Consider the following 16,416-nt stretch of genomic DNA (forward strand, 5'->3'; position numbering starts at 1 on the left):
GACTGATTCCCCCATCAATGGTTGTGGTACTTCCCGTCATATAGTCAGCATCGTGGCTGGAGAGAAATGTAACCAGTTTTCCGACTTCATTCGGACTTCCCAAGCGTTTCCAGGGAATATTTTCGGCACCCGCTTTCAGTTGTTCATCCGAAAAGAACTTTCGTTCTCCCGGTGTATCGATCCAGCCTGGATGAACGGTATTCACGCGAATTTTGTGAGGAGCGAATTCAATGGCAGCAGTTCGTGCCATATGGTCGATAGCCGCTTTTGCCATGTTATATGCAGCCGACGTGGGGATCGCAATCACCGCGTGAGGAGAACTGATCACCACGATTGCGCCTCCTTGATCCTGTTTGACCATTTGTGAAGCTGCGGCGCGAACACCAAAAAAAGCACCCCACATCGTGACATCAATGGTTCTTTTAAATCCTTCCATATCCGCGTCCAGAATCAGTTCACGATCACTATAAGCGGAATTGGAAACGAAGATATCGAGGCTGCCGAATTCTTCTGCCACCTTTGCAATAGCCGCATCCACCGAGTGTTGATCAGCGACATCCGCCTGGATTGTGATCGCCTTTACGCCGAATGATCGCGCCTCTTCGGCTGCCTCTTCTGCTTCTTCCGGGTGGGAGCGATAGTTGATGGCAACATTGGCTCCTTCTTTTGCCATTTCGATCGCGCAACCTCTTCCGATTCCGCGGGATGCACCCGTCACGAGAGCATTTTTCCCTTCCAGTTTCATTGTATTTCTTCCTTCAGATCGTTTAGTCGTTTAGTTTGATGTTGTCATTAAATCTGGTGCGTTAAAATTCGTTTTGTTTTTTTGTGATTGTTTTCTGATTTGCACTGTAGAAGTCGAGCAGTCGTTCGAAGTTCACAATCGGACATGTGTTTTCGTTTCGTTCGCATTCAGAATCAAGAAAGCCTTCTTTACATCGATTCTGGATTGAGAGAGATGGCGGCCTCTACACGAGTGTTATTCTGAAAAGACGACTCGAGCAAAACAAACTGTAAACAAGAGCTGCCTGAAAACAAAGAAAACCGAGGAGCATTTTATGCTCCTCGGCAAAATCTTTAGAAATTTAGGTTGTTTACAAATTGCGATGATTCAGGAAAAGATCGCTGAATCAGGCAGAAAAGCTGCTTCCACACCCACAGGATTTAACTGCATTTGGGTTGTCGAATGTGAAGCCTCGTTTTTCCAGGCTTTCATAGTAATCGACGGTCGTTCCATCCATTAAGAGATCGCTCTTTTTATCAACGACGACTTTGACACCATGCTGTTCTGAAATAGTATCATTTTCTTCATCCAAGTCATCTACGAAACGGAAATCGTATTGGAATCCACTACAACCACCTGAAACGATCCCGATTCTTAAATGAGAACCAGCGTCCTCCTGGCTCTCCATAAATCGCTTCAGTTCTTTGGAAGCATTTTCAGTAATTGTGACAGCCATGAAAAAGATCTCCAGTTTAAAAAGTTGCTTGGTTTATTAACCTTTGATGGTATATTTTTTCGAAATAAGAGGCCCAAAACCTCATTCTGAGTTTGGGGAAAGCGAGCCTGAATGCCCTTTGCTCTCTCATACCATTATAGCAGGAGTTCGATTTTTTCCGAGACGCTTTTTGTCTGGATCTTTTTAATCAGTTAGTTTTGTGTAAGTGTTATGTGTGTAATGGTTTAGGTTGTTTGTGGCCCCTGGTTCGCAGACGAAATCCGAAATGAAAATTTCAGATGCCTCTCACTTATTTCTTCTGAATGGGGGTTAACAGTCATCAGGTTTAAAAAGGATGTGATTATCTAAAATGCGACGGTTCGATGATCAGTCTCTTTTGCACTCAAGGCGTTTCGACTTTAGAATGGAATTTCTTTTTCTGTTCTGAATGACTGAGGCAGGATGTATGAATACAGCTCGACAAGTCTTGTTATTAAGCGAGTTGGAACCGGGCCAGTTTGCTGACAGTTTTGTGTTGCTGGTTTCCAAAGAGAAAGCAACCACACGTGACGGGAAGCCTTATTATCGGGTTCAGTTTCGCGATAGTTATGTGACGGCAACATCCATGATCTGGAGCGATACCACCTGGTTCGAAGATTGTGAATCGAAATGGGTAGAGGGTGAGTTTTATAAAATACGGGCGCGCTATGATGAAAATAAATATGGTCCTCAGTTGGATCTCGATCGGATTCGCGCGGTGATCGAAGGCGATGAAGCCGATGGTTTTGATCCCAGTCTGTATTTCAATCGTTCCCGTTTCTCAAGCGAGGAAATGTTTCAGGAATTGATGAAGATTACGCAGGAACAAATTGAAGAAGTTCCCCTCAAAAATCTGGTGTTAGAGATATTGAATCAATATGAGAGTGAAATCAAAACCATTGCTGCTGCCAGCAGGAATCACCATGCTTTCACGGGAGGTTTTTTAGAACATGTTTTATCTGTGACCAGGACGGCCTGCTATCTGGCAGATAAATACAGTATTTATTATCAGGAAATGCAGCCTCCTTTGAATAAATCACTGGTTATTGCAGGAGCGATTTTACACGATATCGGTAAGCTGACTGAATTAGAATACAAGCCCCATGCTTCAAGTTATACTCCTGCAGGACGGCTGATTGGTCATATTCTGCTCGGTCGTGATCTGGTGCGAGACCATGCGAAGAACATCGAAGATCTCGAGCCCGAAACGTTATTGCGATTGGAGCATATGATTGTTTCCCATCAAAACTTGCCAGAGTGGGGTTCACCAGTTGCCCCGCATACACCGGAAGCATTATTAGTCCATTATGCCGATGACATTGATGCCAAATTCCATATGATGGCTACCATGTTGGAAGAGGTACTACCCGGTAATGAGGATCAGTTTACCAGCCGCGATAATGCATTACGCCGCAGCATTTTTATGGGATTGAAGACGAAAGAAGAACCGTCTTAGCCCATTTGATAACTTAACAAAACAAAACACAACAGAATACAAATTGAATTAGAAAAAAGAGAGCGATGAAATTTACCAAGATGCAGGGCGCGGGCAACGATTATGTGTACGTCAACTGCTTTGAAGAAACGCTTCCCCAGGATATTTCTCGACTGGCGATAGAAGTCAGTGACCGACATAAAGGGATCGGATCGGATGGATTAATTCTGATTTGCCCCTCCGAAAAAGCAGACGCCCAAATGCGGATGTTTAACGCCGACGGTAGCGAATCGGAAATGTGCGGCAATGGAGTTCGATGCGTGGCCAAATACGTTTACGATCATGGCCTCGCACAACAACAGAATCTGAAAATCGAAACCGGTGCAGGAGTATTGAGCCTGGACTTGGAAATCACCGGCCAAAAAGTCAGTCAGGTTCGTGTTAATATGGGGAAGCCCATCTTGACCAGTGCTGAAATTCCGACGCTGCTTCCCGGCGATCCTCCTGTGAATGCAGATCTGGATCTGGGAGAGGAAATACTTCAGGTGACCTGTGTTTCGATGGGCAATCCCCATTGCGTGACATTTGTTGAATCGCTCAGTGATCATTGGGTACATGGAATCGGGCCGCAAGTCGAGGTTCATCCCATGTTTCCCAGACGTGTGAATGCGGAATTCATTGAGGTGGTTTCCCCAACAGAAATGAAGATGCGTGTCTGGGAACGTGGTTCGGGCGAGACGCAGGCTTGCGGCACGGGTGCTTGTGCCTCTGCGGTAGCGGGCGTCCTAACCGGTCGTACCGATCGAAAAGTACTTATCCATTTACCTGGTGGTGACTTACGATTGGAATGGTCTGATTCCGATGAAGTGTTCATGACCGGACCCGCTGTGGAAGTCTTTCAGGGCATTTGGGCCGGGCCACAATGAGTGGGATCGTCTTTTAGCTTCCAGGCTTGGGTTTTGTCTTAGATCAGACAGAACATTTTTTTGAAATGGTCTTGCAGTAAAATAATAGAACTGATAAACATCGGCTTCTCTCATTCTCAAAATGAATTTCAATTTTAAACCCTCAGTCAATTCGACAGGCAATGACCTTTTGCCGGCGTTCCGTGCATCCAGTCTGGGATTACCCATTGGATGGAAAATTCGATCGCTGTTGATCGGCTGGAGTCTGTTTCTGATTGCGGGCTTTGGAGTTGCGATTCAAACAAAGCCGGATCCACGTGGATTTGGTACCCATCAAAGATTTGGTTTTGCACCTTGTGTGATTCGAGATCAACTATCCATTCCCTGTCCCAGTTGTGGGATGACAACTTCCTTTTCACATTTTGTTCGCGGTCAGATCCGTCAGTCTGCTCAAGCCAACACCGCTGGTCTGGTTTTAGCTTTGGTCTGTGCTGTGATGATACCCTGGTCCTGGATCAGTGTTTATCGCAAACAGCTCTGGCTGGTCTCAAATCCTCAAACCTGTTTGCTCTGGTTATTGTGTGGTCTGATCACGATCACACTGATCGAGTGGGTTTTTCGGTTGACTTTTTAAGATTTTAAACCCTTCCGGTTTTTCGAAACACAATATTCCTTTCCTTTCAGTTCAAATCATTTCCCAACCAGATATTTCGGTTCATGCCAAGGATGGCAGAAAAAATGCGTAATTTAAAACCGCTGAAAAAATCAAACTCGCGCAACATGCACTCGCTGGGAGTGGCTCTGTTGCTGTTGATCAGTTTAGGGATCAGCGGTTGTTCTCTGGGCGTGATGGCGGGGAAAATGTTTTTTGGCGACCCGCTGAGAACCTGTGAATTTACCAGCCGGACCAAAGTCGATCTGTCTGAGGGAACTCAAAAAGTTCTTGTAATCTGCTCGACACCCGAATCGATTCGATCGGATTACCCTTCATTAAATTATGACTTGCTCGAACAGATTACTTACAAACTAAAACGACATGATGTCAAAGTGATGGATACGGGTAAGGTGGCAACCTGGCTCGATGATAATGGTGGATCCTGGAACGACGTTGATGAACTGGCTGAAAATTTTGACGCCGATTACATCATACATGTGGACATTGACGAATTCGATTATCGTGAGCCAAACAGCCCCAACTTATTGCGTGGGAAAGCATTTGGAACTGTGTCGGCGTATGAAGTCATGGAAGTGGATGGTTTGAATCGCGCACATGAAGTCTTTGTCAGTGAATATACTTCCGAGTATCCTAGTCACTTGCCGGTTTCGATTGAATCAGAATCACCAAAAGTCTTCAGGAAAAAATATACAGATCGCATTGCCGATCAAATTGGTCGTTTCTTTTATAATTATCATACGGGAGATGGAATTTAATTCTTCCATGAATCATTCAGAAGTGGCGTCCAAAGCCTAATACGGAGTTGTGAAGGATCACACGATGACAATTTTTTCGTTCAGAAAACAGGTTCATAAACAGTTCTTCAATGCAGTCTCGAAACTGGCATTGGTTTTGGTGTTATGCACAACGATGTCCGGTTGCAATTATTTTATCCTGTTGGGATATTTGATCGGTGGTCCCCCCTCTATTGAGCCGGACTTCGATGCCCAGACTCAGAAGTCGATGACCGACAAAGACATCACGGTTGCCATCGTGTGTTATGCTCCTTTAGAACTGCAATACAATTTTGATGGCATTCATAATGATCTTGCCCGCTATACGACATTTCGTTTACACGAGCATAATGTGAAAGTGATCAACCCGGATCGAATTCGCGCCTGGTTGGATGAAAATCCTGATTGGGATAAGCCGGAAGAAATCGGCGAAGCCTTTGATGTCTCGTATGTGATTCATATCGAATTGCACGAATACAGTTTGTATGAAGAGAACAGTTCCGACCTCTATCGTGGTCGTGCCGAAGGCATGGTGACTGTTTATGAAATGGACGAAGATGGCGAAGGAGAAAAACTTTACAGTAAAGAAATCACCTCGTTCTACCCACTGCGGGCTCCCCGCGCGACTTCAGAGGTGACCTTCTCCAAATTCAAGAAAGAGTATCTTTCTCGCTTGAGTGATGAAATTGGTCGTCTGTTTTACGAATATTATAAAGGCGACGATTTCATTCATGCCATTTAACCGGAATGCGGGTTAATGAGCACGTTTTGACAGCTTTGGTCCTGGAATCATCGGCCGCAGCGGCTTCGCAGAATACACTTCAGAGTCGTCTGTGGTTAGACGAAAATATCTCCCGTTCATGCTGAACTCTTGCGAGTCCTGTTGCGACCCGTTATTTTTCTTAACTGTCAGCAATAGGCGATAAGAGACGCTCTGTGAAAAATGCGTCATTTCTTTCAGGATACGAAACCGGGATGTCTTACAGTAAACAGGAAGTCGTTGATCGCAGTCAGGTGATTTTATCACATGCTTGGATGGTGCGTACTTTTGTGAAGCACAGTGATGAAGGCGAGGACTTTCCAGAGCTGATGCATATTGCTCGTGCGATATTTGATACATCGCGGGCGCTGGAAACACGCGTTGATGACCACGACGCCTATCTGAAAATGCTGCGAAAAAAAATCAGCAAGCTCCGAAAAGCCACCGATCAGTTTGCGCTCGATGCCCCCGAAGCATCCTTGCATACGAATTTTCAACAGGCGGTCATTTCGATCAAAGCCTGTACGAAAGAGTTGGAAGAGTTATTGGAGCACGTTGCATAAACCAGGGCAATGTCAGCACGAAGTATCCGCTCTCTAGTTGTTACTCATCTTTCGTAGCATCCAGGACGGCCAGGAAAGCCTTCTGTGGAATTTCGACCTGCCCGAATTGTTTGAGTCGTTTTTTACCCTCTTTTTGCTTTTCCCATAGTTTGCGTTTTCGGGTGATGTCGCCGCCATAACATTTTGCGGTCACATTTTTACGCAAAGCCTGGATGGTTTCTCTCGCAATAAATTTTCCGCCGATGGCAGCCTGAATCGGTATTTCAAACTGATGTTTTGAGATTTCAACTTTCAGCCGTTTCACCAGAGCACGACCTCTACGTTCGGCCGATGTGCGATGGACGATCGTGGAAAGTGCGTCGACTTTTTCCGATTTGACGAGGATATCCATTTTTACCAGATCAGCCGTGCGGAACCCAATGAGTTCATAGTCCATGGTTCCGTATCCGCGTGTGGCGCTTTTCAGCCGGTCGTACATATCGTAAACGATTTCTGCCAGCGGCAACTCATAAGTCAATTGCGCACGATTCGAGCCAACATATTCTGTATTCTTATAAATGCCGCGTCGGTCTGAACACAACTGCATAATGGGGCCGATACTCTCTGATGGCAAGATGAACGAGACCAAAGCAATCGGTTCACGAAATTCTTCAATTTGTCCGGCATCCGGAACGGTTTGTGGGTTATCGATAATGATGACCTCACCATTTCGGTGCAGAATTTCATATGTAACGTTAGGGGCAGTCTGCAGCAGGTCAATATTAAATTCCTGCTCCAGTCGCTGTTGAATAATTTCCATGTGCAGCATGCCTAGAAAACCGCAACGGAAACCAAACCCGAGTGCATCACTGGTTTCGGGAACAAAACTGAAGCTGGCGTCGTTTAAACTGAGCTTTGACAATTCTCCCCGCAGCTTTTCGAAGTCGGTTGCTTCAATCGGATACATTCCACAGAAAACCATTTGTTGTGGTTTTTGATAACCGGGCAGTGGTGCTTCCGCCAGGTTTCTGGGGTTGGCAACCGTATCCCCTACATGCACATGTTCCAGATCCTTGGCACCACTGACTAAGTAACCTACTTGTCCGGGGCCCAGTGATTTACCGGCTACCATCTGGGGAGTAAATTGTCCGAGTTCGATCACATCGAGCTTTGTTCCGCCACGCATCAGAACAACGGATTGGCCTTTAACGATGGTTCCCTGAACAACACGTACGTAAGTCACAACGCCTCGGTAGTGGTTGTATTTGCTGTCAAATACTAGTGCCTGGAGTGGCGCGTCGGCTTCTCCTTTGGGTGGATCAATGCGTTCGATGATCGCGTCGAGAACTTCTTCGATTCCGATTCCATTTTTGGCACTGACCATCAAGGCTTCAGTCGGGTCCAGGCCGATCACGGTTTCAACCTCTTCCAGTACTTCATCAATGCGCGTAACCGGCAGATCAATTTTATTGATGACCGGGATGATTGACAGATTGGAATTAATGGCAGCATAGGCGTTAGCGACCGTCTGTGCCTGCACTCCCTGAAACGCGTCGACCAATAACAGTGCGCCTTCGCAGGCGGCTAGACTACGCGAGACTTCATAGTGAAAGTCAACATGGCCGGGAGTATCAATCAGATTCAGTTCGTAGGTTTCTCCCTTGTACTCGTGATAGATGGCAACCGTGCGTGCTTTCACGGTAATCCCGCGTTCCTGTTCGATCTGCAAGTCGTCCAGAATCTGGGATTTGAATTCTCTCTCTGTGATCGCACCGGTTTTCAGTAGTAACTGATCGGCGAGCGTGCTCTTTCCATGATCGATGTGTGCGACAATGGAAAAGTTTCGAATCAATCGGGGCTCAGTTGCCATTTAAATAGAACTCGTAATTCTTTTTGTTAGATAACCCGGCAAAAATAACCCGGTTTGATTATTAATTTGTTTCCGCTTTGAGGCTGGCAAGTCGGGCACAGCCGGCTGCGCCAATGTATCCTGCATCAGAGCCTAGATCAGCAAAGTCGATGATGGTATTTTCGTAAGGCACGCGAAACGCTCTGTGTTTGACCTCTTCACGAATGCGGTTCATAAAACGTTGGCCCAGTTCGGAGTCCTTGCCACCAAAAGTCACAGCGCCACCAAACAGCACCATGTCCGGGTCAATGGTATGCATGAGGGTGGTGGTGCCTACTCCCAGATACATGGCCGAATCCATGATCAATTCATTTGACAAGTCATCCCCTTGTTCCGCCATCTGTGCAATTAAAAGAGGTGTCAGTTCTGTTCCTGCTTCCAATTGTACGTTTAATAACGAATCGCGCCCCGCCTCCAGTTCTTCCTGACATCGACGTACAAGAGATTTCCCGCCCGCATATGCTTCCAACGTTCCATACTGCCCTGAATCACACAAGCGGCCGTTTTTCATTTGAATGATGCTATGGCCACATTCACTTCCGTGAGAGTGCCGTCCTTCGATGATCATCTCATCTATAATAATACCACAGCCAATGCCTGTACCCAGCGTCCAGAACACCAGGCTATGTGCTTCCTGTGCACCCCCTACCCAATATTCTCCATAAGCGGCAGCGTTTGCATCATTCTGGAAGATCGTTTTTTTTCCCGAATAATGATCACTGATAACCTGTCGAATGGGAAATCCTTTCCACGTCGGCAGATTCGGAGGGTCGACAAACTTCCCGCCCGGAATATCCATCGTGCCGGGAGCGGCAATCCCAATCGCTTTGATATCATCCATCCTAAACTGGCAGTCAGACAAAACAGTATCAATGGCCTGATAGATGTGTTGTAATCCAGCCTCCACGCCTTTGTCCACATCTGTTTTCGTCTGGCAAAACGCCAGTGTTTGACCGGAATCGTCTACAATACCAACTTTGACATTTGTACCACCAATATCAACGCCGACAAAATAGGGCTCATTATCTTTTGTCGGTTTCATTTCGGCAGTGGTACTCCGCTTGTGTTTTGTATTTTGAAATCGATCTCTGGCGTGATCGCAATCGAGCGAAAGCAATGGCTCGAATTTATGTGAAGACGCAATGTGACCCTATACTGGCTCTTGTTAATCTACATATGTTCACTGAAAAGCCGGCAGCCCATTTTGAAGTATAGCCGAGCCAACTGGATTGATGCAATCAACCAGACTGGAAAAACAGGTTGAGATCGGGTGCTTTTGTGCTGAGTCAAAGTGATTTATACACGAAAGTGAGAGAGAGCGGTAAATAATGCGGCTTGATTTTACAGGACACAGTTGAATCGTTCCCCATTCAGCTTATATGTCGTGTATGGGAGAGACCTGTCAACCACTCAGCCTGAGTCAGGGTCTCTCAGGATTCTCTGGAGATGTTCCATCGACACAAGAACTTTCTGGAAAATCGACGCGGCTATCGTGAAACTACTTGGCGCCCCGTTTGATTTGAGGGAGGATAAAACAGGTCACGAATGTAATGAGGTTTCTTTTTCACAGACGTCGTTCAGCTTAAAGGCATGGTATGATTTATCAGTTTCGAATAGTGGTTTTTGTATTGGTAGGCAGCCTGGGTTTGAGCAGCTTTACCTCTTCGTTGAAAGCGGAGCAGACTCAGTCGAGTCGTCCGAATATTATTCTGTGTATGACCGACGATCAGGGCTGGGGCGAAACTGGTTTTAATGGTCATCCCATTCTCAAAACTCCCCATCTGGATGATATGGCGGCCAGCGGGTTACGTTTAGATCGTTTTTATGCGGCGGCTCCCGTCTGTTCGCCCACGCGCGGCAGTTTTCTAACGGGCCGCCATCCCAATCGGTTTGCCTGTTTCAGTTGGGGGCATACTTTAAGACCACAGGAAGTGACCGTCGCGGAAGCCGTCAAGTCAGCCGGATATACGACGGGCCATTTTGGGAAGTGGCATCTGGGATCAGTTCAAGCGAATAGCCCCGTCTGTCCCGGAAACAGCGGATTTGATGAATGGGTTTCGAGTCCTAATTTTTACGAGAACAATCCTTTCATGAGTCACAATGGAGTGGTAACACAGCTCAAAGGTGAGAGTTCACGTGTGACCGTTGATGCCGCACTCAAATTCATTCAACAGGCTGACAAGAAAAAGCAACCATTTTTAGCGGTGATCTGGTTCGGAAATCCTCATACACCCCACGAAGCGGTCTCGGAATTGAAAGCCCTTTACAAAGATCAGGATCCCAGCTTTCAAAACTATTTCGGCGAGATTACGGGCGTTGATCGCGCCATGGGACATCTGCGTCAACAGTTACGGGATCTAGGTTTGGCAGAAAATACATTGCTCTGGTTTACAAGTGATAATGGGCCTCGTCCTCCACGTTTTAAAACAGAAGCGGCCCGTTCCCAGGCAACCGGCGGACTTGCCGGCTGGAAAGGTAATCTGTGGGAGGGAGGCATCCGGGTGCCCTCCATGATCGAATGGCCTGCACGCATCAAAAAGCCGGAGACATCAAGTATGCCTTGCGGGACCATTGATATTTATCCGACCGTTTTACAGATTGTCGGCGCGAAGGTTTCTCATCAGCCGCATCTGGATGGAGTCAGTCTGTTACCTCTGATTGAGGGAAAAATGACAAAACGTTCCCGGCCGATGGGTTTCTGGACTTATCCTGCAAAAGGGCATCCCAAACGCAGTACAGATATTTTACTCGCGCTTCAGAAACAACAGACACCGGAAAAGCCGATTCCGGCAGGACCGGTTCCTGATGCAAACGTCGCCAGTCTGGAAACGAAGTATTCAAAAAAGGAACTGCCGGGAGCTGCAGCCTGGATCGACGGCGATTATAAACTGATGAAATCGATTTCAAAAAAGAATCAAGAGGAATACAAACTCTATCATCTGGGACATGACCGATCTGAGAAGAAAGATCTTTCCGGAGACGATCCCAAACGGCTACAGAAAATGAAATCAGGTTTACTTGATTGGCAAAAATCTGTTATCGACAGCCTGAATGGTAAGGACTATTCCGACTGATCTGCAAAATTCAGACGACTATGAGGGATGATCTCATGATCCACTTCAGGCAGCTTCCCCCAAATATCGGCCTTCACAATTATGTGGTCGAAGATGATTTACAGGCGATGGAAGATGCCGTGGCACAAAGTCCACACTTAGTTGATCAATGCAACGAATCAGGTCTTCCGCCGTTGTACACGGCTGCTTTGTTTCGCAACCAGCGCGCGATTGATTTTCTGCTTGTACACGGTGCAGTGGTTGACATTTTTGCCTGTGCTTATCTGGGCAGAACGGCAGACGCCGAGATTTTGCTGAATCGCGATCTTGAGTTGGCGCGAGTGACTACGCCTGACGGTATGACTGCCTTACAGTACGCGGCGCGCTCAGGACACTACGGAATGGTTGAGCTTCTATTACACAGCCATGCCGACGTTAACGCGCGAGATAAGAAGGGCCGGACTGCATTGGTTGAAGCATCTCATGGCGGACCCTGGAAGCAGCAAGCTTCGGAGGAGATCATTCAACTGTTACTGGATCATAAAGCCCAGGTCGACCTGTTCACGGCAGCAGCGATAGGCCGGACTGAGTTAATCAAGCGGTTACTTGACTTGGATGAATCACTGATTAATGAATTGAATAGTGAAGGGGAGACTGCGCTATTTGTTGCAGCTCGCAACAATCAATTCGCAGCAGTCAAGTTGTTGATCGAGCACGGGGCCGATGTAAATCAATCGGATGCTGTCGGGATTGCGGCGCTTCATCGAACTTCTCAGCAATGCAGTGACGAATTGATTCAGTACCTGATTGATCACGGGGCCGATGCGCATCTGTGTTGTTTCGTCGCCTGTGGTGACGAGGCAGGCACACTCCGGCTGCTGTCCTGTTCTCCAGATGCAGCCTGTGAAATCTTCTACAAATTTAACGCAGTGGGATATGCTATTCACTGTTGGCAGCTTGGCTCACTTCGGATCCTGCTGCAACAGGGCAGCACTTTGTCGGAAGAGGATCAACAACACATTCTTCGGATCAGCGACAATAACCGGCAACTCCTCAATGAATTTATGGGAATTCAACGCGAATGAGTGGCAGGATAAAAATTCAAATACACGAAAAATTTGACTCGAGAGGATTGTATGATTGCATTTCAGGTTGAGAGTCTGCAATAATTGAATTTATAAACAATCATAAGGAAATCGAAGGTGTTCTCTCCCTTATCGAAGGGGCACTTTTCCTGCCATTTTCCTGTTTGCTCACCTGTCACACTTGATTGAGGATCATTATGAACTCGGGACCAATACGACGCTTATTTAGTCTGGCGACTCTTTCGTTATTAATACTGACCGTGGCGCTTACCGGCCCGTTGTTGGCAGAAGGAGCGAAAAAAGAATTGAAAGCGGGCATTATCGGGTTGGATACCTCGCATGCAATTGCCTTCACCAAAATGCTCAACACGGGAAATCCGACGGGAGAATTAGCTGGTATTCGTATTGTCGCGGCTTACCCCAAAGGCAGTCCGGACATTAAATCCAGTTATGAACGCGTTCCGAAATACACAGAACAAGTCAAAAAAATGGGAGTCGAGATTGTTGACTCCATTGATGAGCTTCTCAAGAAAGTGGATGTCGTGTTTTTGGAAACCAACGATGGTCGTCCTCACCTGGAGCAGGCGCTGCCGGTCCTCAAGGCAGGCAAGCCGCTTTTTATTGATAAGCCCATTGCTGGTTCGCTAACGGATGCGGTTGCGTTGTTCGAACTGTCGCGCAAATACAATACGCCGATGTTTTCTTCGTCCTCACTGCGTTTTTCCAAAGGAGCACAAAATCTTCGGAATGGGGGAGAAGGCAAGATCACCAAATGCAGTACGCATAGTCCGTGTTCTCTGGAATCAACGCACCCTGATCTGTTCTGGTATGGAATTCATGGCGTAGAAACACTGTTCACCGTGATGGGCACTGGTTGCCAATCAGCCAAAAGAACTGTCAGTAATAAGGACCGGGATGAAGTCGTCGGGAAATGGTCCGGCGGACGCGTAGGCCAGTTTTCCGGTGTTCGCAAAGGAACTCCTGGTGGCTATGGTGGTACCGCAGTTGGAAAAAATGGAGAAGTTCCCGTAGGTGGCTATGATGGATATAAGCCGTTACTCGTGGAAATTGTCAAGTTCTTCCGCTCTGGTAAACCACCGGTCAGCGAAGCAGAAACCTTGGAAATCTATAGCTTTATGGAAGCCGCCGACGAAAGTAAACGTCAAGGTGGAGCAGAAGTCACACTAGCGAGTGTCTTAGAGAAAGCCAAAAAAGAAGCCCACAAGAAACTCGCAAAACTGGATCTGGCGGGCGGTGATCTTTCGGAAACAGACAACAAGCTCTCGTCTGCGGAAAAAGCCGCGGGTTGGAAACTGTTATTTAATGGTAAAGATTTTTCCGGTTGGAAATGCAATAACGGTAAAACGATCGCCGCTCCCATTGAAAATGGAACTTTGGTGCCTTACAAGTCAGGCGGTTATTTAATCGTTTATGAAAAACCGGTTGGCGATTTCACATTCAAATGTGATGTCAAGATGCCGGAAGAGTGCAACTCCGGCGTGTTCTTTCGCGTGGGTGATCTGAATAAGCCCGTGCAGACCGGTTTCGAAGCACAGGTGATTAGCGGAAAAGGAACCGGCATGCACGATTTTGGTGCGATTTATGATCTGGTTGCTCCTGCCGTCAATCGAGCCAGTGCACCGGGAGAATGGACCAATTTTGAGATTACCTGTAAAGGACCGCAGATCAGTGTTGCCGTGAATGGAAAAGTGGTCGCCAGTTTAAACGCCGATGAATGGACAGAAGCTGGCAAACGCCTGGACGGTTCCAATCACAAATTCAAGCAGGCTGTGAAAGATTTCCCGAGAAAGGGATACGTTGGTTTTCAGGACCACGGGCATAAAGTCTGGTATAAGAATGTGAAGTTACTGGAGCTTTAAAGAAACGGTTACTTTCAAAGTGACCATATCAGCCATCTGAGAGGAATCCCCCGTTCTTTCAGATGGCTTTTTTTACGCGCGTTGATTGGGCTGCGGCGTGTACCGTTTAATCAACGTTTGCTGGGACTGGAATTTTCGGTTTACCCTTCCCGTGTAAAGGAATTTGAAGCTGGTGATGGAATTAGGTTTTCGTTAATTGAGGATTCAGTGCATCTATATCACATTTTTTCTAATGTAAAAATTCATAGCCCCAAATCGCTATCGTCCGGGTGGCTTGTATAGCACATCTATTCTAGTGAGAATGAATAACCTCATCGTCTCATATCTTGTTTGAGTTCAGAGGATGTAGCATGTCAATCGGTTGGAAAACTGTTCGTGTCTTTATTTCATCGACGTTCAGCGATATGCACGCCGAACGGGACTGGCTTGTGAAAGTGGTCTTTCCCGCGTTGCGCGAGAAGTTGGAAAAACATCGGATTCACCTGGTCGATATCGACTTGCGATGGGGCGTGACCGCGGAGCAGGCGGACGATGACCGGGCTCTCGATTTGTGTCTGCAGCAGATTGACGATTGTCGTCCGTTCTTTATCGGCATCCTCGGCGAACGGTATGGATATGTACCGAAAGAAATTCCGAGCCTGTCCAAACCGGCCTACGGCTGGGTGCAAAGCATGACGGGCAAGTCGATCACCGAACTCGAAATTGTTCACGGCGTGTTGAACGATCATGAGATGCAGCCGCGTTCGTTCTTCTATTTTCGAGATAAGTCTTTTCTCGAGAATATTCCAGCCGCCAAACGTGCGGATATGCTTAGCGAAAACGATTTATCGGCTGAGAACCTGGAAGAACTCAAGCAGTCAATTCGCGACGCCACTATTCCGGTCTACGAGAACTATCCCTGCGAATTTAGCGGGCTCAAAATCAATTGGGGCTTGATCCAAAAACGGACAACTTGGGAAAATTTAACTGATGAAGATCAGCAGAAAATCGAACAGGTGGCCAGCGATGGCATCGTTACCCCGCAAGAATATGTCAGCCTGAATGACGAACTTCAACAGTTCATAAACGAAGAAAGTGTGGTCTACCTGGACGGATTAAAGACGTTTGGCCAAGATGTGTTCGATCATCTTTGGGAGTCGATCCAGGCCGAATACAACCTGGCAGATACACCACTGACTAAGCCGCAAATCGAATATGATTCGCTGGCCGAAGAGGCTGATTCTCATCGAAGCTTCATGGAATCTCGATTGCGTGTCTATGTGGGCCGGGAACCAATCCAGCGTGCGCTGATGAAGTTTGCCGGCAGTAAGCACCGGGTGCCCTGTTTGGTCACTGGTCCATCCGGGTTAGGTAAATCGGCTGCAATGGCCAAATTCGTCACCGAGTATGAAATTGATCATCAAAACGTACTGGTGATCCCACACTTCATCGGCTCCAGTCCCACATCTACCGGGTTAAGGCAGATGCTGCAACGGTTCTGTTCGATTCTAAAACGCGAGTTCGATTTTGAAGACAGAATCCCACCGGATACTAATTCTTTGTGCAATTTGTTTCGCCGATTCATTGCGCAGGTTCCGCGCGACCGACGAGTCCTGTTCGTGCTTGATGCACTTAACCAGTTGGACGAAACCGACAACGCCCATGCCCTCACCTGGTTGCCGTGGAAGCTGCCGAGTCATGTCAAAATCGTTGCCAGTTGTATTGACGATCCCGATCGAGACGAACCGGTGTTGCAAGCATTTCAGCTTCATAACCGGGCCGAGTACCAGATTACGCCTTTATCAAACGACGAACGCTTTGAAATTATCAGACAGGTTCCCTCACTGTCGGCCAAGACTCTCGATCCAGAACAAGTGAAATTATTGCTGAATAACCCGGCAACGGAAAACCCATTATTCCTGCTGGTGGCATTGGAAGAAC

Annotated in this window: 14 protein-coding genes; 10 read left to right on the forward strand and 4 right to left on the reverse strand. The window is 47.1% G+C overall.

Annotated elements, in window-relative coordinates; genetic code table 11:
* Together Q0668_RS15995 and Q0668_RS16000 are read right to left on the reverse strand one after the other, a co-directional pair.
* Positions 1-745, reverse strand: a 745-nt coding sequence (locus tag Q0668_RS15995; RefSeq protein WP_298866446.1) for an SDR family oxidoreductase, incomplete at its 3' end; no start/stop codon positions are given.
* Between the two features lie 385 nt (positions 746-1,130).
* On the reverse strand, positions 1,131-1,460 hold the full coding sequence (locus Q0668_RS16000) for an iron-sulfur cluster assembly accessory protein (RefSeq protein ID WP_298866448.1): 330 nt from the start codon (positions 1,458-1,460) through the stop codon (positions 1,131-1,133).
* 445 nt (positions 1,461-1,905) lie between these two features.
* Here Q0668_RS16000 and Q0668_RS16005 point away from each other — a divergent pair, with 445 nt between their 5' ends.
* The 6 genes from Q0668_RS16005 (at position 1,906) to Q0668_RS16030 (ending at position 6,590) form a co-directional block, all read left to right on the forward strand.
* The gene (locus tag Q0668_RS16005; RefSeq protein ID WP_298866450.1) at positions 1,906-2,934 is read left to right on the forward strand and encodes an HD domain-containing protein; all 1,029 of its coding nucleotides are present in this window, start codon (positions 1,906-1,908) and stop codon (positions 2,932-2,934) included.
* Positions 2,935-2,999: 65 nt separating this feature from the next.
* The gene (gene dapF, locus Q0668_RS16010; RefSeq protein WP_298866452.1) at positions 3,000-3,839 is read left to right on the forward strand and encodes a diaminopimelate epimerase; all 840 of its coding nucleotides are present in this window, start codon (positions 3,000-3,002) and stop codon (positions 3,837-3,839) included.
* Positions 3,840-4,008: 169 nt separating this feature from the next.
* On the forward strand, positions 4,009-4,452 hold the full coding sequence (locus Q0668_RS16015; protein WP_298866454.1) for a DUF2752 domain-containing protein: 444 nt from the start codon (positions 4,009-4,011) through the stop codon (positions 4,450-4,452).
* Positions 4,453-4,556: 104 nt separating this feature from the next.
* The gene (locus Q0668_RS16020) at positions 4,557-5,249 is read left to right on the forward strand and encodes a hypothetical protein (protein ID WP_298866456.1); all 693 of its coding nucleotides are present in this window, start codon (positions 4,557-4,559) and stop codon (positions 5,247-5,249) included.
* Positions 5,250-5,313: 64 nt separating this feature from the next.
* Positions 5,314-6,009 carry a hypothetical protein gene (locus Q0668_RS16025; protein WP_298866458.1) on the forward strand — a complete coding sequence of 232 codons (696 nt, stop codon included), beginning with the start codon at positions 5,314-5,316 and terminating at the stop codon, positions 6,007-6,009.
* A 233-nt stretch (positions 6,010-6,242) separates the two neighbouring features.
* On the forward strand, positions 6,243-6,590 hold the full coding sequence (locus tag Q0668_RS16030) for an amidohydrolase (protein ID WP_298866460.1): 348 nt from the start codon (positions 6,243-6,245) through the stop codon (positions 6,588-6,590).
* Between the two features lie 40 nt (positions 6,591-6,630).
* Here Q0668_RS16030 and lepA read toward each other — a convergent pair whose 3' ends face one another.
* Both lepA and Q0668_RS16040 read right to left on the reverse strand, forming a co-directional pair.
* Positions 6,631-8,439, reverse strand: a complete 1,809-nt coding sequence (gene lepA, locus Q0668_RS16035) for a translation elongation factor 4 (RefSeq protein WP_298866462.1) — start codon at positions 8,437-8,439, stop codon at positions 6,631-6,633.
* 61 nt (positions 8,440-8,500) lie between these two features.
* Positions 8,501-9,520, reverse strand: coding sequence for an ROK family protein (locus Q0668_RS16040; protein WP_298866464.1), 1,020 nt, complete (start codon positions 9,518-9,520; stop codon positions 8,501-8,503).
* A gap of 553 nt (positions 9,521-10,073) precedes the next feature.
* On the opposite strand from Q0668_RS16040, the gene Q0668_RS16045 reads away from it, so the two are divergent.
* From Q0668_RS16045 to Q0668_RS16060, 4 genes are all read left to right on the forward strand, one after another.
* On the forward strand, positions 10,074-11,552 hold the full coding sequence (locus Q0668_RS16045) for a sulfatase-like hydrolase/transferase (RefSeq protein WP_298866466.1): 1,479 nt from the start codon (positions 10,074-10,076) through the stop codon (positions 11,550-11,552).
* A 35-nt stretch (positions 11,553-11,587) separates the two neighbouring features.
* Entirely contained in the window at positions 11,588-12,616 is a 1,029-nt protein-coding gene (locus tag Q0668_RS16050; RefSeq protein WP_298866468.1) for an ankyrin repeat domain-containing protein, read from the forward strand.
* A 197-nt stretch (positions 12,617-12,813) separates the two neighbouring features.
* Positions 12,814-14,496, forward strand: a complete 1,683-nt coding sequence (locus Q0668_RS16055) for a family 16 glycoside hydrolase (RefSeq protein ID WP_298866470.1) — start codon at positions 12,814-12,816, stop codon at positions 14,494-14,496.
* Positions 14,497-14,846: 350 nt separating this feature from the next.
* Positions 14,847-16,416, forward strand: a 1,570-nt coding sequence (locus tag Q0668_RS16060) for a DUF4062 domain-containing protein (protein WP_298866472.1), incomplete at its 3' end; no start/stop codon positions are given.

It is taken from the genome of uncultured Gimesia sp., from assembly GCF_937910335.1.
Lineage (GTDB): Bacteria > Planctomycetota > Planctomycetia > Planctomycetales > Planctomycetaceae > Gimesia.

Bases quoted from the DNA above. Each gene is read 5' to 3' on its own strand.
- Q0668_RS16020 (WP_298866456.1), top strand. From the start codon at position 4,557: ATGCGTAATTTAAAACCGCTGAAAAAATCAAACTCGCGCAACATGCAC.
- Q0668_RS16005 (WP_298866450.1), top strand. From the start codon at position 1,906: ATGAATACAGCTCGACAAGTCTTGTTATTAAGCGAGTTGGAACCGGGC.
- Q0668_RS16045 (WP_298866466.1), top strand. From the start codon at position 10,074: ATGATTTATCAGTTTCGAATAGTGGTTTTTGTATTGGTAGGCAGCCTG.
- Q0668_RS16025 (WP_298866458.1), top strand. From the start codon at position 5,314: ATGACAATTTTTTCGTTCAGAAAACAGGTTCATAAACAGTTCTTCAAT.
- Q0668_RS16000 (WP_298866448.1), bottom strand. From the start codon at position 1,460: ATGGCTGTCACAATTACTGAAAATGCTTCCAAAGAACTGAAGCGATTT.
- lepA (WP_298866462.1), bottom strand. From the start codon at position 8,439: ATGGCAACTGAGCCCCGATTGATTCGAAACTTTTCCATTGTCGCACAC.
- Q0668_RS16030 (WP_298866460.1), top strand. From the start codon at position 6,243: ATGTCTTACAGTAAACAGGAAGTCGTTGATCGCAGTCAGGTGATTTTA.
- Q0668_RS16055 (WP_298866470.1), top strand. From the start codon at position 12,814: ATGAACTCGGGACCAATACGACGCTTATTTAGTCTGGCGACTCTTTCG.
- dapF (WP_298866452.1), top strand. From the start codon at position 3,000: ATGAAATTTACCAAGATGCAGGGCGCGGGCAACGATTATGTGTACGTC.
- Q0668_RS16040 (WP_298866464.1), bottom strand. From the start codon at position 9,520: ATGAAACCGACAAAAGATAATGAGCCCTATTTTGTCGGCGTTGATATT.
- Q0668_RS16050 (WP_298866468.1), top strand. From the start codon at position 11,588: ATGATCCACTTCAGGCAGCTTCCCCCAAATATCGGCCTTCACAATTAT.